The sequence below is a fragment of the Neptunomonas sp. genome (assembly GCF_016744175.1).
Taxonomy (GTDB): Bacteria; Pseudomonadota; Gammaproteobacteria; order Pseudomonadales; family Balneatricaceae; genus Neptunomonas.
The window spans coordinates 40,658-60,684 of the sequence record NZ_JADGEV010000012.1 but is presented as its reverse complement, the minus strand read 5'-3'; the positions used below and the strand labels follow the sequence as shown (position 1 = coordinate 60,684).

The window sequence follows — 20,027 nt, the reverse complement described above, 5'->3', positions numbered from 1 at the left end:
ATGGCAGTGACATATACAACAAAACAAGTATCGACACCGGTGGCTAAAAATATTGCCCTCGGTGCGGCTGATTTCACATTTGCGGCATCACACGGCGCGGGCGAGCAGCTGCCCAGCGGCGCTAACTTAACCGTGATTGCATCGAGCACCAGTACCAACAAACCTAGCATTGTTTTTCAGGTGCCTAAAAATGTGGTCGGCGAAGTATCATTTAATTTTGCAGATCAAGCATACATAACGCTGGATGGCGTTGTGTACATCAGCTTTAACCTGCTGACCGGAATAGGTGTGGCATGCGGTACATTTGATCGTGTGAAGGGTCTTATCAAGCTAATGGGTAATGTCGTTAACAGCTACTACCTTAACAGGCCACCGCTGTTCAAAATAGTCAGCATGACAGTGGATGAGTTCTCTAGCAATAAACGCCCTGCAGGGCATATATCATTTAAAACGTCGATTTCTAATGTTAATTCCAGTTCGTTACAAATTAGAGGGAGCCGCTACCAAGTACAGCCCGTGGCTACCACTGATGAAAATGGTGACCCTTTTAATAGCGAAAATATCGTCGCTGAAACGGCATTTTTGGTAACCGTCAATGTAGCGACCAATCGACTGGTTGGTGATGTGGAAGTAGACGGCGATTTTTATGGAGCTAACGGTTCAGTTACCCTATTTGGTTTGAATGGCTGGGTTATAGATCCTGACTCAATCCGCTACGATGCAGTATCTGAAGTTCGCTTGCCGATGAGTGCTGAATTACTTGGGTTAAACCCTGTGCGCTTACCTTCCACCGGTAGAGTTCCCGTGATTAACAACGGCGACACTCTGGTGATTTTTCATGAAGAGGATCAGGTCGTCGTGCCTACAGCCGGTACAACGGTCAATTGTGGGCGTGCTGATGTGGCCTTAATGGAAGTGATCGACTCTCAGGGTTTACGGCTGGACTATCACCAATACAGCGTTGATCGTGACTTGGGCGAGCTGACATTTGAAGACCCGTTATCACTGGTCGATATTTCAACTAACGCGCTTATTGGCCCGTATAAATTAGTGAACCGTATTGAAAACATGCGTTTAGCGAGTAATGTTGATATTACCGGTAACGTAGCAGTAACGACGCCGCCAGACCGTGATTTTCCAGCCGGTTCAAAAGTGGCCAGCGCGCTGGTGTGGGGGGATACGGGGGCGAGAGTGTTCAATTTTTTCCATCAAGAAAGTTGGAATTCAGGTAGCCCAACTTGGTCAGATTTTCGTATTGGTGACGACACAACAGCCAAATACGACAGCATCAATAATCCGATAGAAATAGTGAATAAAGGCTCAATGTCGGAGCGCTGGACAGTGCGCTTTATTAGCTCATCATTAATTCAAGTCATTGGTGAAAAGCTAGGGGTTGTCTTGGATAACCACTCGATCTCGGTTTCAGGTAATGACATTGCGCCCGTTAATCCAGCCACAGGTTCACCTTACTTTATTATGCGTGTTACAGGATTCGGGTCAGGTTGGGTGACTAACAATGTGATTCGTTTTAATACCGATGGCGCTAACCAAAATATGTGGGCGATCCGTACTACACAACCAGGCGCTGCCACAGAAGCGAAAGATGCTATTGAAATAGAAGTGCGTGGGGATGCTAACTAATGGCGCTTAGTGCATCGCCCTCATCAATCTATGATTGGAGCGATCCCGCTCAACTAGATGATTGGGTATCAGTGATCAGTGGTGGCGGAAGCATCAGCATAGACCAAAGCACTGATGAGCTTGTACTGGCACCGCAGCAAAACAGCATCAATCATGTTGCTGTACGCCGTACAGGGGCTTTTAACCGAGTAGATATTTGGGTAACCCTGACGGGGGAGTCTGCTGCAAACAGTAAGTATTTTGATATCTCTATTGGGTCTGGCCCTGTCACAGATACCAATACAGGAGGCTTAACGGCGTGGTGGCATGCGTCACTTGATACGTCAGTCATTTTTGCTACGCAGGCAATGGGCAGTGCTAGCGGGGCATATATTCGAGAAAAAATAGAGGGAGCCCCGAGCCAGGCTTTTGAGCCTGTTAATTTTCCCAATACCTTACTTAATGAAACCAAAATAACGTTTGTGATTGATGCCGGTTATGCACGGGTTTATTACGATGATGTATTTCAAGCGGAATGGCCGACAACCCTGCTGGACGCAGGCGATATCCTCATTCACCAGGGGGAATATGTTTCGGGGAACGGGTCAATCGCTCGTATATCACGTATTGAAATATGGACATTTGCTGAGTGGTTTATCAGTGGGAATGTCACTACAAACGGCATGCCTGCCAATGCTGACGTCAGGCTCTATCACGCAGATACCGGACAACTTTATGCGGCGACCATTAGCGACGTAAACGGCAACTATTTGATTGATACTCCTGATCACGCACCCTTCTATGTTTTCGCCTCTCTTTCTGCTGATTACCCGCCTATTGTTCACGGGCCTGTTATACCAAAACTGAAGGAGTCGTGATGAGCTATATTCCTCCTGTGGGTGATGCGGTTGATTTTGAATTCAATTTAGATGCTTCAATTGAGCCGACCTATCATGCGTGGGTGCGTGGTTTGATATCCAAGTATGATGAACCTATCGCACTGAAAGTCACGGCACTTGCCGCGTTAGGGAGCCCAAAGGTATTGGGGGAAGCAATAAGCGACCCACTAACCGGCTTATATGAGATTGATATTGCGCCCCATGTGGGTGAAGTGCTGCTGATGGCGACGATGGATTACGGCGTTGAATGGCTACCCAGCATGCTCATACAAAATGTAGGGGAAGTGATCCATCCTCCTGCACCGAATCGTTATATCTACGTTTCTTTGACGCCTGGTATGTGCGGAAGCGTAGAACCTAATTGGCCGACCACCGGCAATGTAACTTCGGGCGATGTGATTTTTAAAGCCCAGCCATTGTTCGAGCCCTTAGCCGGTGGGTATCTAAAGCCAACCATCGAGCCTAAATAATGACTTTGCTTATTGCTGGCGCTGTTTCTTCCTGGAAGAAAGTTGATGCAACGGTGAGCGATGGCATATCTGCAGGCTACGACAAAGCCACAGCGCAGGATAACGCACCATCGATGCCATGGGTAAAGCCAGTGCCAAAACAGGCGCTAAACGCCTTAACCTATAAACCTATCCCGAAAATCGACACTGGCACGGCGCTGGTATTTGGCTCAATAATTAACGCCATTGATAGTCAAACCCTACACCCTGTAACGGCTATTTATACGACGGATATCACAGACGGGTTAGCTTACGGCGATGTTATCCACCCCCATGATTTGCAGGCGCTTACCCCGTTTTATGGCGCGCTACCGGCTAAAGACGGTATATGGGCACATGACTATCACTCAGTTTATCGATTCAAGAGTAAGCCTGTACGGGTTGCTTATGAGTTTTATATTCCCTCGTTTAATTTTGAATACGCAGCATCACCAGCAAAGCTCACGTTTAACTTTACCGATCCAGATACCCAAGAGCCTTATACGCTACCGTCGCCGGTAGATTCAAGCAGTACCGCTCCTTGGGATCACACCCGCAAAGTAGACGACTACACAAACACCCAATACGGCCATTCACGCCATCGCGCCATTATTGCTGGCCCGTATCGCACCGTCTTTTTAGTGCCCGAACCTGAGCCAGTAGACCCTGATCCAGACCCAACAGACCCGCCCGTATTAGAAAAGGCATACCATATAATGAATATTGTTAATTTAGTGTCACTGCCAGATCTAACGCCTATCGCGTTTAGCCAGGCAACGCTCAGCCGCGATATCGACTCGTACGCCTGGACGCTCAACGCTAGCTTAATGAACCAGGCGAGCGTCGATCTTATCTCACCACGGGGCAGCATGATTAAAGAGATAAGGCTCACCATCAATGGCGATGTATGGGAGTTCTTTGTCTCTAAAATCAGCGAGACAGAGCGCTTTGCGAATAAGACATGGACAGTGGTGGCCTACAGTAAAACGAAACTGCTCTCATCCCCCTACAGCGTACAAAAGACACATACCGAAGCCAGTGGATCAACCGCCGCACAGGTAGCCACTAACGAGCTATTTGGTACAGGCTTTACACTCAACTGGAATGCGCCGGATTGGTCGATCCCAGCCAATGTATTCAGCTACAGCGGCAAAGCCCCCATTGCATCAGTGTTAAGCCTAACCAATGCGATTGGGGCGGTGATTGCCCCGCATCCTGCCAATAAAGAACTGACGGTTAAACCCCGCTTTAGCCATTCGGCCTGGCACTGGGACACCGCCACAGAAGACCGCACTATCCCGCGAGCACTGTTTAGCGAGATGTCAGAAGAGTATCAGCCGCAGATCAAATACAACGCCGTGTACGTGGCAGGCCAAGAATCTGGAGCGTTAGTCAAAGTAAAGCAGCTCGGTACCGCAGGCGATAGTTTGTTGCCCGATATAGTGGATAACTTGCTCACCGATGCCATCGCTAACACAGAACGAGGCCGCATTGAGCTGTCTAAATCAGGGCATAAAGAAGTCTTCAGCGGGCGTATATTCTACGATCAAAGCACAGGCTTTGTGGATATTGGCGAGCTAATCAAGATCGTTTCCCAAGACGGCTCAAGCTGGAAAGGCGTTGCCACCGCTAACAGTATCGCTATCTCTAAAATGGGAGCCGTGGTGTATCAAAACCTAAGCATATTGAGGCACTACGAATGAATGTATTCTCACGCTTCAAAGCCCTTATTGGTAGCGCCAACAACGAACTGGTAAACATTACCGCCAACAATGGAGACGGTACCAGCACCGGCACAACCCTCGCCGGTAACACGGTAGTGGTGAAAGGCGAAAGCGTGAGTACTGGGAATAGAGCGCTGGTAAGGGATGGAGAAGTGATTAGGCTGATGCCTAACCTGGTGGTTGTTGAGGTGGATGTTTAGGGTAGATTAACTAGAACGCCCGCATAATAGTAACTTTTTAATAAATTAGTTTTTGACATGCGTCTTTCTTATTACCTCCTGATCTGCAATCATTTTTCTTGCCTTTTCAAGACTTTCTTCAGAAGGCTCTGGTAAGTTTTGAAACCATTTCCCCCATCTGTCCATTAGTGCATTAATTGATACTTCATCGTAGCGCCCTCTACGAAGTTGGCCATTAATTATAGGAACAAGCTCATTTGCTAGAGGCTTATTTTCCATATTCCGTTTAAAAATCCAAATAAATATATCAACAATTTCCAAACCTGCACTCTCAGTTCCTGCAGTACAAGTGATTGGAACCTTAGGAATATGGGTTAAATTCATTACAGGCAGTCCCGGGCCACTAACCCAGGGAATATCACGGGCTTCTTGATAAAATTTAGTAATATGCTCCTGCGCGGCATTAAACTCCGACTGGCGGTCAACAATCACTTTAGAAGCTTCGGTCTTCTCTTTTTCTAGCCGTGATGCAATACCGTGCATTACCGACTGAAAGCCTATTAGATTTGGTGAAATCTGCAAGCCATCTTTCTTGGTATCGATGTTGTAAGAGATCGCTTCCACATTTTTCACAACCCAAGATAACCCGTCAGTGATTATTTCTTGAGATCTAGCGTCAGGAAGGTAAGAAACTCGACCTAATATGACTTCACAGACTTCAATTAAAAGTTTATTTGCTTGTGCATTGTTGACTGTTATTCGAGCTTTCCAAGCTTTTTTTAGAGTCTCATCATCGAAGAGATAAGCAACTTTACCCAATAACATGTATTTCAGTGGTGTCCAGTATGCATCCCATGGAACAGCTGGATTTAAACCCTGATCAAATACCTGATCAAAGAAGCTAATTAATGCATGATCTGCCTTAGCAATTCGATGGAAATCGAAACTTAAATTGTACTTTCTCTTTATCTTATTAATATCTTTGGAGATCTCTACTAAGCGGCCATTACCAAGCTCAGAAGCATGTAGCCTTTCAACATCAAGTTTCTTTCTCAGCGGCTTTAAATCTTTCTCTGCAAGAATATCTAAATTAAATCTCGATATTAAAACTCCGTAGTATAAAAAGGGCTGCGATTCGTCAAAGAGATTTAAACCAGTTTGTCCGCTTTCATCCACATAGAAATACATTTAGCTCTCCTCAAGCCCAATTAGAAAATCAGGTAACACTTGTTTAACGTATAAAACAGTCAAACCGAAAAAACGCCACCTGAATCGCCAAACTACTTATTATTTTTCAGTAGCTTATGCCGGAACTCTAATAGAACATCCGTTTTCTAGCCCTTCAATTTTCGACAAAATATCCTTTGGCGAGTCCTCCGAAAATGTAATTACATGGTCGTAAATTAATCCATCACTGCTTTCATTTATGTCTGTGCTCCACTCTAATTCACACAAATCTTCATAAGTAATACCAAGCTCTGTGGCCAGCTCTCTATGCGCTTGTTCTTCTTGCATTTCTTCTAACTGCCGATTACTCATTGTGTATCTTCCTTAATATATTTATGAGGAACACTGCCTCATGGTTATTAGTGTTTTTCGAAAACTATACATCGTCACTGAATCGTAAACACTGCGCTAAGGCACAGCTAATAGATATTTTACTAATATAAACCACTGAACCCCTTCCCGTAAGCCTTATACAGCCCGTCTGTTTAAATAGATTTTGCCGAACTTAAACCAGATGAGCCCACCATGACTGAAACCGTACCAATATCCGCCACCGCTAGCTATGCCGAATGGGCTGATGGCGCAACACACACTGATGTCACTATCCAAAACCGTGGTGATGAGGCCGTTGAGATTGTTATCGCAGCAGCCCTAGCGAGCACGTCAGATACCGGCTATTTGATCAATGCCGGTGATGAACGCCAGTTCAGCGGCTTTACCGGCATCATTTCAGGGCGTGCGCCCTTTGGTGCGCATTCATCTACTGTCGTGTTGCTGAGGTCGTAATGCTAATCAAAGGGCATAGGGTGGGTGGCGCAAAAGCGCGAGGGCATATTGTTGGGTTTGGCGGTATTCCAGTACCGCCCGTTGTACAGCGTTATTTCTCACAACTTAATGCTGCTGCGGGGATGTATTATTCTCTCAGTAAAGCGATCACCCTTAACGGTGATTTTAAAATACGCGGTAAATTTGCAACGTTACGTACAACAGGACAATTCATATTTTCTGGTGGTGCGGGTGCCAACGGTTTAGAGCTTTACTCTACGACTAACGGGTGTGGTGTGTGGTATGAAGGCTCATCCGGTAGTGTATCCAGTGACCCAATGTTAGACGGGAAGCAGCATTCATACCTTGTTGAACGTGTAGGCACAACGGTCACCCTACATATAGACGGGAACCTAGAACTGACACGCACCATAGCGGGGCCATGCATCATTAGTCACCTGGGTAGACGCGCTACTGGTGGTTTCTACTTAACAGGAACCGTTTCTGATTTTGAAGTAGAAGATGCCGGTGTTCCAGTTGTTGATATTGCAATAAGTGAGCCTGGTACCGAAGCGGTATTACACAACACCCTTACTCCATTCGGGACAGACTTATTTAGTGGATACGTTAATGGGTATATTGACGCAGGCACTACACGTACAGACACTAACTTAAACAGCCCCACCACAAGATCAACAACATGGATTCCGGTAGCTGGTCTTAAAACGTTGCTGGCAACAAGGATTAACTCTTCACGGTTCATGTATCAGTTTTCACTGGACGATGTGACGACTGCTGAAGTATCAAAAGCAGGGCTGAGTCCTGTTGTGGAGGTACCTGCAGGCGCTACACACTTTAGGGCGTACTATGCGCATTCTTCGGATGTTAACCCATCGATAGGAGTTCTCGGCTCAGTGTCCGATAAACCGGTACTTAGACGTATTAACCAGCCCGTAACCGTTACGAAGTTGTTTACTAAAATTGATATAGGCTGGCTTTCAGCTAACACCGTTTTGAGCGGAGCCTTTGACGACGCGACCCCGTGGATTGAAACAGGGGACACAACTATTGCAGGTAGCGAACTAACATTCGGTAGCGGCACCACTTATGTCACACAATTTAATGTATTTGATTTGGGTAACATTTATCGGGTTTCCTACAATATAACCGACTTCATTGGGCCAACTGTTGGTCTCAGTTCGTCCATTGCTTCAGGGTGTTATGCAAGTGAGGCGGGTTTACATACCTTCGATATTCAACCATTAGTGACCTATGCACGCATGGTAAGTACAACTTCTGGTAACAAAATGAGTGGTATTTTAGCTCAACAACTATTAAAGGTGGCTTAGGATGTGGTCAATATATAAACCCACCAGCCCTGATCTTGAGCGTATGCCAACCAATATGCCTGGCATCTCCCATGACGGTACCAATCGTGTCTACGCAATGAGATTAGAAAACGCTACTGATCCCTATGTTCTACCCGAGCGAGACGCCAGCGGTGAACCCCTCTCTGGCGACCAACAAGCCCTGCTCGCTGCTGTATGGCTTTTCAGCCAAACAGACAACGCTATGTACTTAACACAACAGCAAGCTATCGCTCTATTCGATCACCCTGCACATCATCTCTGGTGTGCAACATATGAGGAGGATCAACACGAACAATTTGAGGCTGATTATCACTACGTAGGAGCATTCATTACAGAGATTGGTTCTGCTGTAGTCTGGCCTGCATTTACACCAGAACTAACACCCGCGCAAGCGCGGCAGTATATGTTGATGGGGTTAAGCCAGATAAATTGAAATGAAGTAAAACAAAGAGGAAGCGGCTCGATCTCCTGTTGAGAGTTGATCGAACCCCAATCCACAGTACATGGATACTGTGAACCAGCTAAGGCTCCCTCACCACGACGTCATGGCGGAGGTAGCCTATCAAATCTAACGATAGGTTCACACATGTTAAAGGATATACGTTGTACTAAATGCTCAAAATTATTAGCAAAAGCTATTTTTTCTGAAATCGAAATCAAGTGCCCACGTTGTCGGCACATCCAGAGGGCCATGAGCCCCATCACTAAAGATGGAGTAACACATGGCAAAACCTCTCACACCTTGGATAGGCGGCAAACGTCGTCTGGCTAAGCATATCCTACCGCTATTCCCTGATCACCAATGCTACGTTGAGCCGTTCGCGGGAGCGGCGGCTCTGTTCTTTATGAAAGAGCCTTCCAAGTCAGAGGTTATAAATGACATCAACGGCGATATGGTCAACCTCTATCGAGTGGTACAGCATCATCTTGAGGAGCTGTATAAACAACTAAAATGGATGCTCTGTAGTCGACAGAATTGGGACTGGTTGCAAGCCACTCCCGTTGAGACGCTAACGGATATACAGCGTGCCGCTCGTTTCCTATATCTGCAAAAACAAGCTTTTGGAGGAAAGGTATCAGGGCAGACTTTCGGTACCTGCACGACACGCCGTCCACGATTCAATATATTCACCATGGAGCAAGACTTAGCGGATGCTCACTACCGTTTAGCGGGGGCGACAATAGAAAGCCTAGACTGGAAAGCTGTCATCAAAAAATACGACCGCCCTCACACGCTATTCTACTGCGACCCACCCTACTGGCAGACCGAAGGCTACGGCGTTGCTTTCCCCTTCGAGGAATACCAAACCATGGCAGAACTAGCCAAATCGATACAAGGAAACATGATAATCAGCATCAACAATCACCCCGACATAAGGGCACTTTTTAACGGATTAAACCTGAAAGAAGTAGATCACAAATATACGGTCGGTGGAGGGGGAAAAGCAGTCGCTGTAAAAGAACTTATTTATACGAACTTCTAAATAAACTAGGCACTGATCGTGTGACAAAAAGTGCACAAATCAGTGCCAAAAAGACCGCAAATTTACAATTTGACTGTGAGGCTTGTGTACTTTGGTGCCCGGACGCGGAATCGAACCACGGACACGAGGATTTTCAATCCTCTGCTCTACCGACTGAGCTATCCGGGCATCTCAAAGAGGCGCGTATTAAAACCTTAATTCGCTTACCTGTCAACACCTTGAGTTAAATTATTTTGAAGGAGGTACGTAGCCTTCAGCTTTTTCGTAATCACCACCGTCCATATATTTTTCCATCTCTTCTTGTAGAAACTTGCGCGTAGCAGGATCCATTAAGCTCATGTGCTTTTCATTGATGATCATCGTTTGGTGTGCGGTCCAGTCTGCCCATGCTTTTTGGGAGATTGTCTCGTAAATTTCTTGTCCTTTTGGGCCAGGATACGGTGGCTTTTCAAGACCTGCTAGTTCCTCTTTGTATTTACGGCACATAACAGTACGGCTCATCTAACTCTCCAAATCTATTTGCTAATGCGGGTATATTTTTGCAACAGCCGCTTAACCGGTGCGGCCAACCCGATATTCTGTGGTTGTTGTATGTTATACCAGAGTGTGGGTTCGCCTTCCATGACACAGTCTGTAAGGTTATTACAGGGGATGCGTACGGGTGTGATGTCCAAGTGGAAGTGGCTAAAGGTATGTCGAATAGGTTCAAGCGGTTCTGCTTTATCTATATCCAGAGAAAGCCCTATGGTGCTATTGGCATCACGAAGGTCCGCGACTTCCGGTAAGCTCCATAGCCCCCCCCATAAACCTGTGGGAGGGCGTTGCTGAAGCAGTGTTTGATGTTGCTCGTCTTGGAGCAAAAGCATAATGGTTTGCTTAACAGGGACTTTCTTTTTAGGTTTAGGGTGCGGGAATTCGCTACTGCGGCCTAGCTTCAGCGCAGTGCAATGGCTTTTAAGTGGGCAGCATTGGCAGTTGGGCTTGCTACGAGTACACAGTGTCGCTCCAAGATCCATCATCGCTTGAGTGTATTCACCTACGCGCTTTTGAGGTGTGTTGCTCTCGGCGTGCTCCCAGAGTGTTTTCTGGTTGGCAGTAGAGCCTGTCCAGCCTTCCACCGCATAAAAACGTGCGAGTACTCGTTTTACATTGCCATCCAGTATCGCGGCACGTTTACCCGTTGATATAGATAAGACCGCTCCAGCCGTTGAGCGGCCTATGCCGGGCAATTGCTCGAGCTCTTCTACCGATTGCGGGAATTCGCCGAAGTAATCCGCAGCGATGATTTGTGCTGTTTTGTGCAAGTTACGGGCTCGAGCGTAATAACCGAGGCCGGTCCAAAGATGAAGCACTTCATCCTGCTCTGCATGAGAAAGGGTTTGAACATCGGGAAAGCGCTCAATAAATCGCTCGAAGTAAGGAATGACAGTTGTTACCTGTGTTTGTTGCAACATGATCTCAGAGATCCAGGTGAAGTATGCTGTTTTATCGTGCTGCCAGGGTAGGTTATGCCGGCCATGCTGGTCGAACCAGCTCAGCACGGCAGTATTAAATTGTAATGGGGTCATGTTTATTTAAAGAGCCCTTTTAATAGGCCTTTTACTGCATCGTCGTCGCCAAGTTTATCTTTCAGTTTATCTTGAACTTTACTGCCCAGCTTATCCTTAATTTTACTCGTGACAGCTTTTTTAAGGATGTTACGAATTGCTTTTGTGTCAGGCTTACATAGCTCGGTTGGTTCAAGATCAAAGGAGCCTTTGCAACGCACTGGCCATTCTACGCCTTCAAGGCGATTGTTGACGGGGCAGGTTTTCTTAAACAGGTTTTCTTCAATAATGAGTGCTAGCTGATAGTCGACTAAGGCTTTGGGTAAATTTACAGCCCCTTTACCTTTAATGTTCATAGCGTCTAATTTAACACCTAGGTCATTGTTGCTGATGACACCTTTTTTGATTATGAAATTGCCGCCCATTTTTGCAAATGGAGTTGATTGGTCAACTGTTTGCGCGGATTTTACAGAGCCAGCAGCAGAAAGGTTATTGATTGTTTGGCAAAGTTCTTGGGCCATATTGATGCCATTTACAACACCATTTAGCACAGTGACATTAGCCTTGCCGTTCATGTTGTTTACAATGCTATGAACAGACTGTCCGTAAGTAGTGATATTAGACGTGGTACTAAATGTGCCTGTTAACTGGGCTTCACCGACCAAGTCTGTGAGTAGTTCACCAATTTGCAGCCCGGTTATTGTTTTGTTTGTAGTAATTTTGAGTGGTTTTTTACGTGCATCGAGTGTGATGGAGTTGCGAATTTTCCCGCTATACATATCTACATTGATACGCTTAGCTTTGACAATGCCTTTATTGGCATCGATGGCAAAATCAAGGTTGTTCATTTTGAATTTTTGATAGGTTGCTGATTTCAATGAAATAGCAGCATCCAAGTTGAGGCTTTGTAACGGCTCGAGTGGAATGATTTCCTCTTTTGAGTAACCTTCAGCAGATGAGCTTTCCTCCTTTTTCTCCGTCGTCGCAGTTTGGTTTTCAGCAGCAGGTAAGTAGCGATCTAGATTGATGCTGTTACCTGCAAGCTTTAATTTGATGCGGCTGGTATTGAGATTAATCCCCGCGTTGCCGTCAAAACTTGTATCGTCGAGTTTTAACGTTAAAGATTTAGTATTGATTGCATCAGCGTTGCCACTAAATGTGCTGATAAGGCCAATGCTTTGAAGCACTGCAGGATCTGAAGTCTGAACCGGAGCTTGTCCCAGTGTTTCTAACAGTGGGTTAAGAGCAAAAGGAGCTGCCGTGACAGTACCATTCATATCAAGGGTATCTAGATTGGTAATAGCTAGCTTGCCATTAAGATGTAAATTTGCAATTTCTGCATTCCAGCTATCGACAATCAATTGACGGGCGATTAAGTCAGCATTGGCATTCGTTTTAAACTGAATGTGTAGATTGGTGCCGTTTTTGATATTTAGTTGGCCGATAAAGTCTTTTAGCTGGTATTGCTGTTTACTTAGATCGAGAAGAATCATCCCTTCAAACTGAGTCGCTGCTTCCATAACCTGCTTGCCGCTTTGTAGTTGTTTGACATTAAGGCTCAGATTAAAGGGAAACAGTTCATTGTTGGTGATACGGCCTGTTTTAAGGTTAATGTTGTTCACGAGAAATCTTTGTGATGTTTGCTCGTCACTGTAGTTAACGGTACCGCTAACCACTTGCACGCTCTCAATATCAATTTTTAGACTAGTGCCTGACGGCGTAGAAGGATCGGAGTTATCTTGATTGCTTTCTTGAGGTGTCTGATTTTGGGCCGTTTCATCAGGGGTGTTGCTTTGCCAGTTAACCTTGCCAGATTTGCTTTTTGTCAGATCAAGGTTCAATCCTTCAATGATAATACTGTTCATCTGCACGTTACCGGAGAAAAGCTCCATTATACGAACAGAAATTTGAGCTTGTTGCAGGTGAGCAAGAGAAGGCTGGCCGGGGAAACGGGCATCAATATTGTCAACTGCTAGGCTTAATCGTGGAAATACTGACCAGCTTATGTTGCCGCCAATATTTAGTTCTATGCCGCCTTGATCAAGAGCCGCTTGTTCAATTTCGGATTTATAGTCATTAGGGTCAATAAAAGTGCTTAGTAAAGCACCGCCTGCTGCAATGAGTATGATGCATACTAGCACTAGCCCCAGAACGATTTTAATCAATTTACCCATAATGACCTCTTTCCTTATATTACCATTCAAGCCCAGTAGCCTGTTGTCGGCTATCAGTGTAGCGAAAACTACTAACAGTTGTATCTATAGCATGCACGTAAGATGTGAATATGACGTTAATCATCTCGTGCGGTGCATCCTGAGTCTGGTAGTTATATAATGTTGGTTTTCTGTTTTGAACCGCATTAAACCGTATTGAACATCGGAGAGCAGCATGACTGAGCGTAAGGCTACAGTAAACCGGGAAACTCTGGAAACTCAGATCACCGTATCTATTAACCTTGATGGCACAGGTGAGTTTAGTGCTGATACGGGTGTGCCATTTCTGGAGCACATGATGGACCAGATTGCTCGTCATGGGCTGATTGATATCAATATAGAAGCGAATGGCGATATCTATATCGATGATCACCATACTGTGGAAGATATAGGTATTACTCTGGGGCAAGCATTTAAAGAAGCGGTAGGTGATAAAAAAGGCCTAACGCGCTACGGACACGCTTATGTGCCGTTGGATGAGGCTTTATCACGCGTGGTTATCGATTTTTCAGGCCGCCCAGGGCTGAGCTTTAATTGCGAATTTACACGTGGCTCTATTGGGCGCTTGGATACTCAGCTGTTTTGGGAATTTTTCCAGGGCTTTGTTAATCATGCTGGTGTTACTTTGCACATTGATAATATTAAAGGCTTTAATGCCCATCATCAGGCAGAAACTATTTTTAAAGCGTTTGGTCGTGCTTTACGTATGGCTCTGACAGTTGATCAACGTGCAGCAGAAATGATGCCATCAACCAAGGGTGTTTTATAGATGAGTACCATTGCCGTTATTGACTATGGCATGGGCAATTTGCACTCAGTTGCTAAGGCGCTGGAACATGTGCAGCCCGGAGTTGAAGTATTAGTTACATCAGACCCAAAACAAGTAGCAAATGCCGACCGAGTATTATTACCAGGTGTCGGTGCTATTCGTGACTGTATGGCCGAAATTTACAAACAGGGTGTTGATAAAGAGGTCGCGGAAGCGATTCGTTCGGGACGTCCTTTTTTAGGCATCTGTGTTGGTTATCAGGCATTAATGCAGTCTTCAGAAGAGAATGGCGGTGTAGATTGTCTGGGTGAGTTTGAAGGCACTGTTAACTATTTTGGTGATCACCATAAAGATGAGCAAGGTGAGCGCTTAAAAGTACCGCACATGGGTTGGAACGAAGTGATGCAAAGTGGCGAGCATCCGCTTTGGCAGGGAATCGAAAGCGGTAGCCGCTTTTATTTTGTACACAGTTACTATGTAAAGGCTGCTCAGCGTCAGCAAGTAGCCGCGACTTGTAGCTACGGTGTTGATTTTGATGTGGCACTTGGGCATGACAATGTATTTGCTGTGCAGTTTCACCCGGAAAAAAGCCATACGGCCGGGCTGCAGTTATTGAAGAACTTTCTGAACTGGGATGGGAAGCCTTAAGTTGAGACTTAAGCACTCTTAACGTAAGTTTTTCTAAGGAGAACTAGCATGGCATTAGCAAAACGAATTATTCCTTGTCTAGATGTTGAGAATGGACGGGTGGTAAAAGGTGTTCAGTTTCTAGATATTCGAGATGCAGGCGACCCGGTTGAAGTCGCCAAGCGTTATGATGAACAAGGCGCGGATGAAATAACCTTTTTGGATATTACGGCAACACATGAAGGCCGTGAAACGATGGTGCATACGGTTGAGCGTATGGCGTCTCAAGTATTTATTCCATTAACAGTGGGCGGTGGTATTCGTACCTGTGATGATATCCGTACGATGTTAAACGCCGGTGCTGATAAGGTATCTATCAACAGTGCGGCAGTGACTAACCCTGATTTTGTCCGCCAAGCGGCAGAACGTTTTGGTTCGCAATGTATAGTGGTTGCCATCGATGCCAAGAAAGTCTCCGTTGAAGGAGAGCCTAATAAATGGGAAATCTTCACACATGGAGGCCGCAAACCTACCGGTTTAGATGCGGTTGAGTGGGCTAAAAAGATGGTCGATCTGGGGGCTGGTGAAATTCTGCTAACGTCGATGGATCAGGATGGTGTTAAAAATGGTTATGACTTAGGCGTAACTCGTGCTATCTCAGATGCTGTGAACGTGCCTATTATTGCCTCCGGTGGTGTTGGTAACTTGGAGCATCTTGTTGATGGGGTTATTCAGGGGAAAGCTGATGCTGTATTAGCGGCATCAATTTTCCACTTTAACGAATATTCAATACCAGAAGCAAAAGCCTATATGCGAGAACGGGGTATAGAAGTACGCCTGTAATCTGACTCTAGAATAAACCCAGCTTTGGCTGGGTTTTTTGTATGTATGTTTGGCTGCTCACTCTATATAAGTTAAAAACCAATAGTTAAGGTATAAATATGCTCGTTGTAAATTCGCTAGATGTTCAGAGAACATTATCTTTTGGCACGCTAATAGCTGCGCTCAGAATGGCTTTCTCCAATGACTTTGGCATGCCTCAACGCCAGATGTTTCATCTTCCTGCAGTGAGTGATGTAGATGGTAATCAAGATGATTCCTTTGCTGTTTTACCTGCCTGGAATGATCAGGTGATGGGGGTGAAAGCCTTTACTCATTTGCCTGGTAATCCTGCAAAGGGGTTGGAGACTCTGGCGTCAAAAATGCTGCTGTTCAGTCGAGCCACCGGTGCGCCATTAGCTGTTGTGGATGGTACGCAACTGACATTTTGGCGAACGGCCGCTGTTTCTGCATTAGCCGCAGACCATCTGGCTAGAAAGGATGCAAAGAGCCTGCTGCTGTTTGGTACAGGAAAGTTAGCACCTTATATGGCACTAGCGCATGCCTGTGTGAGGCCGATTGAAACCATTTATGTTGCTGGTCGTAACGCTGAAAAAGTTACTGCAACCGTCAATGATATTAAGTCGCAGCGTCCTGATATTGATGTACAAGGAGTGAGCAACCCCGAATTAGTTATCGGACATGTAGATATTATTAGCTGTGCCACTGGGACGGCAGAGCCATTGTTTACCTACGAGCAGGTGAGTGCGGGTACGCATATTGATTTAGTAGGGAACCATAGCCGTGATCGACGTGAATGTGACTCGAAGACAGTACTGTGCTCAAAAGTCTTTGTTGATAGCCGCTTGAACGTCCTCAATGAAGCAGGAGAGTTACTGATCCCTCTTTCAGAGGGTGCTTTTACTGCAGGGCATGTACAGGGTGAACTTGCTGATTTGTGCCGTAGTGAGGTGAAGGGTAAAAAGGCTGGGCGTAATACAGCAGAGGAGATCACGCTGTTTAAATCGGTAGGGACTGCTTTGTCTGATCTGGTGGCAGCCTACTTGGTATATGAGAATATTAAAGCTGAATCACTTAGGGTTTAAGTGTTTTTTATGGTTCATTGCGCCTTGTACCATCGTAATTGAATATCTTAGATAGAGCGTCTGCCGACATCGGCTTTCCGTGTAACCAGCCTTGTTGTATATCGACATTCATTGCTTGAAGTTGCGAACACTGAGAATCGGTCTCGACACCTTCTGCTACCGTTGTGAGTTTGAGTGTTTTGGCCAAATTGATAATGGTTTGCAGAACATCTGCATTCACAGAATCAGTACCCATAGAGGCGATGAAGCTCTTATCTGCTTTTAAAATACTAACGGGCAAAGAACGCAGGTAACTAAGGCCACAATATCCGGTGCCGAAGTCATCTATAGCAATAGGTATGTTAGCCCTATCTAGACGTTCTAATGCTTGGCGTATTTGGCTTGATTCTAGTTCTAGCATTGTGTCTTCGGTGATCTCCAATACAAGGCCGGGTATCTGCTCACGAAATGTAAAAAATTCGTTGAGGCTATCTTCGCTTAGTAAATGACAGGCAGCGATGTTGATGTGCACAAGACAATTGGGGCAGTGCTTAATGAAGGGAGCAAGATCTTTAGCGCTTTGTTTCAACTGCATACTTGTCATCTGCATTAGCAAGCCTGACTGCTCTGCTTGTGGAAGAAAAGTAAGCGGCATACGTAATCCATCAACGGGGTGGTTCCAGCGGACTAAGGCTTCCACGCCAATAAGTTGTCGGGTGCGTGAGTCAACGAGAGGTTGGAAAACTGAAAAGAACTCTCTATTGCGGATGGCCTTTTTTAATTGAAGTGTTGGGTTGGTCAGCTGTCTTTGGAAAAATGCACTACTCATATAAAGAAAGATAAACAGAGTAAATGCTTCCAAATACCATGTATGAGGGATGTCGTTAACCCCTTGATAGAGGACCTCTTGGTCTTCGCTAATAGCAACACTCAAACCAGGTAGTGTTAATAAGGGGATTATTATAATCGACTGTTTATTGCCATTATCAAACATGCCTTCGATAAGACGAGAAGATTGAATGGGAAACCTGACGGGTGTCGGCTTGAGTGGTAGGCTGTAACTACCATTTATGGCAAGAGGTACGCCGCTCTTACTATCGATTAGAGCAGTAAAGCCTTTAGTACTTGTATGGTTTCTTAGTTGGTCTTTGAGCCAGCTAATTCGAAATAGTGCATTTACCTCGCCTTTGTCATCGGTTGTTCTGGCTAAAACGAAGGTAGGCTGCAGCATGAATTCTACTGTTAATGGTCCAAGAAAGCGTAAACCATAGGAATCTACGGGTTTAGACACTTGTATTTTATGTCTGATTTTTTCCCAGCTGGTGCAGAGCAATGTTCCATAGCGGTCAACAAAACCCATTTCTACGACTTGAGGCAATGTAAATAATATACTGCGGATTTTGAAAAGAGTATTTTCGTCACAACTTCCATGAAACGTTTCTAATGAAAATAGTACATTATTGATTGAACTGAGATTTTGGTCTAGCCAGTCAGCAACAAGAATGGCCTCATCACGTAGCGCTTGGCGACGAGATTGTTTTTCATCTTCTATTTGCTCGACTATGAACGAACAACTGATTAAAACGGTTAGGGTTAAGCTAATCAGCATGGGAACCAAATAGGTCTTAAAAGTTGCCCAACTTGCCTGAGTATTCAAACTGGTAACCTGCCTAATCGGTTGTAAAAAATGCTGTGCTCCCTTCATTCTAGCCATATTTATTGATAGCTATCATGATAAATAATGTGCTTGTATTAAAAATCCGTTTCATTGAATGCTAACAACTATACGCTTTCTTTAATAGAGCTTTTAGTACAGCTTATTAACTGGATAAATATATGAAATTACGGTGGTTTGGTCTTTTGAGGTGTAATCCAGTGAGAAGCGTCTGCCTTTTTCCATTTGTTGAGACGCTTAGGCTTTGTGGGTTGTTTTTTGACTTAGACTAATGTCTTATTATGAGTCCATCTATCGCTAAATGTTTTGAATGGAGGAATGAACTTTTAATTTTGGGTTTTGTCCCCATATACATAGAAAGGAACGATTCTACTAACTACTACAATATTTGTAGAAGGTGTAAGGCCATGCGCTAAAGGTTTCGTAAAGGCTAGGTGATTTAACTATCAACTCGTTAATAAATTATTGTATTAAGTGGGAATAATTGATTTTGGAAAATTTAAAGTATTTTACAGGCAGTTTTATCGTAACGATTGTAGGACTAATTGCCGCCTTGGTTGTTGGCGGCCCTAGTGCGCTTTTCATCGTTTCGGTACTGGCTGTGCTTGAAGTATCACTCTCCTTTGATAATGCCGTGGTTAACGCTACGGTATTGAAAGATATGGACGCAGTGTGGCGTCGCCGTTTCCTCACATGGGGAATCCTTATCGCTGTGTTTGGTATGCGTATTGTTTTCCCTGTGCTTATCGTTAGTATTCTAGCTGGCGTGTCGCCGTGGGGAGCGTTGGATATTGCTATCAACGCACCTGAGCAATATGCCGCTGTGATGACGGAAGCTCATGTATCTGTCATGGCCTTTGGCGGTGCATTTTTGATGATGGTTGGTTTTTCGTTCTTCTTCGATGATGATAAAGATCATTGGATTCCAATGATTGAGAAGCCACTGGCTAAACTGGAAAAAATGAAATTTGCGGCAGAGCTGCTAACGTTAGTACTCATTGCTGTCGTTGCTCTGTTTATGTTGCCTGAGGCTGATAAAAAGACATTTGCATTGTCCGGTCTAGCGGGTGTTGCTACTTTCTGGATCATGCATCAACTTACTGCTTTTATGGAACGCCGAGAGCAGGCGCGTGTTGCAACGCATGCGGCTAAAAGTGGCGCCGCTATGTTTATTTATTTGGAGTTGTTGGACGCCTCTTTTAGTTTAGATGGTGTTATTGGCGCATTTGCTATCACTACTAATTTGTTCATTATTGCCATTGGTTTAGGTATCGGTGCAATGTTTGTTCGTTCGTTGACTATTCTATTAGTAGAGAAAGACACACTATCTGAATACATATACCTTGAACATGGTGCGTTTTATGCAATAGTTGCATTGGCTTGTATGATGTTTTTAAAGACATTTATGCATATACCGGAAGTGATAACTGGTTTTATCGGTGCAGGTCTTATAGGTGTAGCATTTATTCACTCGCAAATGCTTAAATCAAAAGAAAGTAAAAGCAGTGTATAAATAAATATTAATGATGGGTCGCT

General features: G+C 44.9%; 21 protein-coding genes and 1 tRNA gene. 15 read left to right on the top strand and 7 right to left on the bottom strand.

The genetic code is table 11. The annotated features are described in order from the left end of the window. Genes QZZ55_RS07690 through QZZ55_RS07670 form a run of 5 tightly spaced genes read left to right on the top strand, consistent with a single transcriptional unit; the run spans position 1 to position 4,931 of the window. On the top strand, positions 1-1,641 hold the full coding sequence (locus tag QZZ55_RS07690) for a hypothetical protein (RefSeq protein ID WP_293266739.1): 1,641 nt from the start codon (positions 1-3) through the stop codon (positions 1,639-1,641). After that, a complete protein-coding gene (locus tag QZZ55_RS07685) occupies positions 1,641-2,498 on the top strand; it encodes a hypothetical protein (protein ID WP_293266738.1) in 858 nt (285 codons plus the stop codon). The genes QZZ55_RS07690 and QZZ55_RS07685 overlap by 1 nt, the downstream gene beginning before the upstream one ends. Continuing rightward, positions 2,498-2,989 carry a hypothetical protein gene (locus QZZ55_RS07680; protein ID WP_293266737.1) on the top strand — a complete coding sequence of 164 codons (492 nt, stop codon included), beginning with the start codon at positions 2,498-2,500 and terminating at the stop codon, positions 2,987-2,989. The genes QZZ55_RS07685 and QZZ55_RS07680 overlap by 1 nt, the downstream gene beginning before the upstream one ends. Next, entirely contained in the window at positions 2,989-4,710 is a 1,722-nt protein-coding gene (locus QZZ55_RS07675) for a hypothetical protein (protein ID WP_293266736.1), read from the top strand. The genes QZZ55_RS07680 and QZZ55_RS07675 overlap by 1 nt, the downstream gene beginning before the upstream one ends. Continuing rightward, positions 4,707-4,931, top strand: coding sequence for a hypothetical protein (locus QZZ55_RS07670; RefSeq protein ID WP_293266735.1), 225 nt, complete (start codon positions 4,707-4,709; stop codon positions 4,929-4,931). The genes QZZ55_RS07675 and QZZ55_RS07670 overlap by 4 nt, the downstream gene beginning before the upstream one ends. A 45-nt stretch (positions 4,932-4,976) precedes the next feature. Here QZZ55_RS07670 and QZZ55_RS07665 read toward each other — a convergent pair whose 3' ends face one another. Beyond that, positions 4,977-6,098: a DUF3800 domain-containing protein gene (locus QZZ55_RS07665; protein ID WP_293266734.1), complete on the bottom strand. Its 1,122-nt coding sequence runs from the start codon at positions 6,096-6,098 to the stop codon at positions 4,977-4,979. Positions 6,099-6,212: 114 nt separating this feature from the next. Further along, the gene (locus tag QZZ55_RS07660) at positions 6,213-6,449 is read right to left on the bottom strand and encodes a hypothetical protein (RefSeq protein WP_293266733.1); all 237 of its coding nucleotides are present in this window, start codon (positions 6,447-6,449) and stop codon (positions 6,213-6,215) included. Between the two features lie 213 nt (positions 6,450-6,662). Here QZZ55_RS07660 and QZZ55_RS07655 point away from each other — a divergent pair, with 213 nt between their 5' ends. From QZZ55_RS07655 to QZZ55_RS07635, 5 genes are all read left to right on the top strand, one after another. Continuing rightward, positions 6,663-6,923, top strand: coding sequence for a hypothetical protein (locus QZZ55_RS07655; protein WP_293266732.1), 261 nt, complete (start codon positions 6,663-6,665; stop codon positions 6,921-6,923). Then, positions 6,923-8,251, top strand: a complete 1,329-nt coding sequence (locus tag QZZ55_RS07650; RefSeq protein ID WP_293266731.1) for a hypothetical protein — start codon at positions 6,923-6,925, stop codon at positions 8,249-8,251. The genes QZZ55_RS07655 and QZZ55_RS07650 overlap by 1 nt, the downstream gene beginning before the upstream one ends. Before the next feature lies 1 nt (position 8,252). Next, on the top strand, positions 8,253-8,705 hold the full coding sequence (locus QZZ55_RS07645) for a hypothetical protein (protein WP_293266730.1): 453 nt from the start codon (positions 8,253-8,255) through the stop codon (positions 8,703-8,705). Positions 8,706-8,858: 153 nt separating this feature from the next. Beyond that, positions 8,859-9,044 (top strand): Com family DNA-binding transcriptional regulator, encoded by a 186-nt coding sequence (locus QZZ55_RS07640; RefSeq protein ID WP_293266729.1) that lies wholly within the window; start codon positions 8,859-8,861, stop codon positions 9,042-9,044. Then, entirely contained in the window at positions 8,995-9,756 is a 762-nt protein-coding gene (locus QZZ55_RS07635; protein WP_293266728.1) for a DNA adenine methylase, read from the top strand. The genes QZZ55_RS07640 and QZZ55_RS07635 overlap by 50 nt, the downstream gene beginning before the upstream one ends. 92 nt (positions 9,757-9,848) lie before the next feature. Here the strand turns inward: QZZ55_RS07635 and QZZ55_RS07630 are convergent. The 4 genes from QZZ55_RS07630 to QZZ55_RS07615 all read right to left on the bottom strand — a co-directional run bounded on the left by QZZ55_RS07630 (position 9,849) and on the right by QZZ55_RS07615 (position 13,477). Further along, positions 9,849-9,924: transfer RNA gene (locus tag QZZ55_RS07630), tRNA-Phe, on the bottom strand. A gap of 60 nt (positions 9,925-9,984) precedes the next feature. After that, positions 9,985-10,257, bottom strand: a complete 273-nt coding sequence (locus QZZ55_RS07625; RefSeq protein WP_293266727.1) for an oxidative damage protection protein — start codon at positions 10,255-10,257, stop codon at positions 9,985-9,987. A 14-nt stretch (positions 10,258-10,271) separates the two neighbouring features. Continuing rightward, complete coding sequence (gene mutY / locus QZZ55_RS07620; protein WP_293266726.1) at positions 10,272-11,324, bottom strand: A/G-specific adenine glycosylase; 1,053 nt, start codon at positions 11,322-11,324, stop codon at positions 10,272-10,274. Positions 11,325-11,326: 2 nt separating this feature from the next. Beyond that, entirely contained in the window at positions 11,327-13,477 is a 2,151-nt protein-coding gene (locus QZZ55_RS07615) for an AsmA family protein (RefSeq protein ID WP_293266725.1), read from the bottom strand. Positions 13,478-13,691: 214 nt separating this feature from the next. Between QZZ55_RS07615 and hisB the strand changes: the two genes are divergently transcribed. From hisB to QZZ55_RS07595, 4 genes are all read left to right on the top strand, one after another. After that, positions 13,692-14,285: an imidazoleglycerol-phosphate dehydratase HisB gene (gene hisB / locus QZZ55_RS07610; RefSeq protein ID WP_293266724.1), complete on the top strand. Its 594-nt coding sequence runs from the start codon at positions 13,692-13,694 to the stop codon at positions 14,283-14,285. Then, positions 14,286-14,933 (top strand): imidazole glycerol phosphate synthase subunit HisH, encoded by a 648-nt coding sequence (hisH, locus tag QZZ55_RS07605; RefSeq protein ID WP_293266723.1) that lies wholly within the window; start codon positions 14,286-14,288, stop codon positions 14,931-14,933. 48 nt (positions 14,934-14,981) lie between these two features. Further along, on the top strand, positions 14,982-15,755 hold the full coding sequence (gene hisF, locus QZZ55_RS07600; protein ID WP_293266722.1) for an imidazole glycerol phosphate synthase subunit HisF: 774 nt from the start codon (positions 14,982-14,984) through the stop codon (positions 15,753-15,755). A 98-nt stretch (positions 15,756-15,853) separates the two neighbouring features. After that, a complete protein-coding gene (locus QZZ55_RS07595) occupies positions 15,854-16,837 on the top strand; it encodes an ornithine cyclodeaminase family protein (RefSeq protein ID WP_293266721.1) in 984 nt (327 codons plus the stop codon). Positions 16,838-16,844: 7 nt separating this feature from the next. On the opposite strand, the gene QZZ55_RS07590 is transcribed toward QZZ55_RS07595, so the two are convergent. Continuing rightward, positions 16,845-18,530: an EAL domain-containing protein gene (locus QZZ55_RS07590; protein ID WP_293266720.1), complete on the bottom strand. Its 1,686-nt coding sequence runs from the start codon at positions 18,528-18,530 to the stop codon at positions 16,845-16,847. 451 nt (positions 18,531-18,981) lie between these two features. Here QZZ55_RS07590 and QZZ55_RS07585 point away from each other — a divergent pair, with 451 nt between their 5' ends. Then, positions 18,982-20,004: a DUF475 domain-containing protein gene (locus QZZ55_RS07585; RefSeq protein ID WP_293266719.1), complete on the top strand. Its 1,023-nt coding sequence runs from the start codon at positions 18,982-18,984 to the stop codon at positions 20,002-20,004. The last annotated feature ends 23 nt before the right edge of the window (positions 20,005-20,027 follow it).

What these genes read in the sequence shown, in the direction of transcription:
- QZZ55_RS07690 (WP_293266739.1), top strand. Translation starts at nt 1, where the DNA reads ATGGCAGTGACATATACAACAAAACAAGTATCGACACCGGTGGCTAAA.
- QZZ55_RS07685 (WP_293266738.1), top strand. Translation starts at nt 1,641, where the DNA reads ATGGCGCTTAGTGCATCGCCCTCATCAATCTATGATTGGAGCGATCCC.
- QZZ55_RS07680 (WP_293266737.1), top strand. Translation starts at nt 2,498, where the DNA reads ATGAGCTATATTCCTCCTGTGGGTGATGCGGTTGATTTTGAATTCAAT.
- QZZ55_RS07675 (WP_293266736.1), top strand. Translation starts at nt 2,989, where the DNA reads ATGACTTTGCTTATTGCTGGCGCTGTTTCTTCCTGGAAGAAAGTTGAT.
- QZZ55_RS07670 (WP_293266735.1), top strand. Translation starts at nt 4,707, where the DNA reads ATGAATGTATTCTCACGCTTCAAAGCCCTTATTGGTAGCGCCAACAAC.
- QZZ55_RS07665 (WP_293266734.1), bottom strand. Translation starts at nt 6,098, where the DNA reads ATGTATTTCTATGTGGATGAAAGCGGACAAACTGGTTTAAATCTCTTT.
- QZZ55_RS07660 (WP_293266733.1), bottom strand. Translation starts at nt 6,449, where the DNA reads ATGAGTAATCGGCAGTTAGAAGAAATGCAAGAAGAACAAGCGCATAGA.
- QZZ55_RS07655 (WP_293266732.1), top strand. Translation starts at nt 6,663, where the DNA reads ATGACTGAAACCGTACCAATATCCGCCACCGCTAGCTATGCCGAATGG.
- QZZ55_RS07650 (WP_293266731.1), top strand. Translation starts at nt 6,923, where the DNA reads ATGCTAATCAAAGGGCATAGGGTGGGTGGCGCAAAAGCGCGAGGGCAT.
- QZZ55_RS07645 (WP_293266730.1), top strand. Translation starts at nt 8,253, where the DNA reads ATGTGGTCAATATATAAACCCACCAGCCCTGATCTTGAGCGTATGCCA.
- QZZ55_RS07640 (WP_293266729.1), top strand. Translation starts at nt 8,859, where the DNA reads ATGTTAAAGGATATACGTTGTACTAAATGCTCAAAATTATTAGCAAAA.
- QZZ55_RS07635 (WP_293266728.1), top strand. Translation starts at nt 8,995, where the DNA reads ATGGCAAAACCTCTCACACCTTGGATAGGCGGCAAACGTCGTCTGGCT.
- QZZ55_RS07625 (WP_293266727.1), bottom strand. Translation starts at nt 10,257, where the DNA reads ATGAGCCGTACTGTTATGTGCCGTAAATACAAAGAGGAACTAGCAGGT.
- mutY (WP_293266726.1), bottom strand. Translation starts at nt 11,324, where the DNA reads ATGACCCCATTACAATTTAATACTGCCGTGCTGAGCTGGTTCGACCAG.
- QZZ55_RS07615 (WP_293266725.1), bottom strand. Translation starts at nt 13,477, where the DNA reads ATGGGTAAATTGATTAAAATCGTTCTGGGGCTAGTGCTAGTATGCATC.
- hisB (WP_293266724.1), top strand. Translation starts at nt 13,692, where the DNA reads ATGACTGAGCGTAAGGCTACAGTAAACCGGGAAACTCTGGAAACTCAG.
- hisH (WP_293266723.1), top strand. Translation starts at nt 14,286, where the DNA reads ATGAGTACCATTGCCGTTATTGACTATGGCATGGGCAATTTGCACTCA.
- hisF (WP_293266722.1), top strand. Translation starts at nt 14,982, where the DNA reads ATGGCATTAGCAAAACGAATTATTCCTTGTCTAGATGTTGAGAATGGA.
- QZZ55_RS07595 (WP_293266721.1), top strand. Translation starts at nt 15,854, where the DNA reads ATGCTCGTTGTAAATTCGCTAGATGTTCAGAGAACATTATCTTTTGGC.
- QZZ55_RS07590 (WP_293266720.1), bottom strand. Translation starts at nt 18,530, where the DNA reads ATGGCTAGAATGAAGGGAGCACAGCATTTTTTACAACCGATTAGGCAG.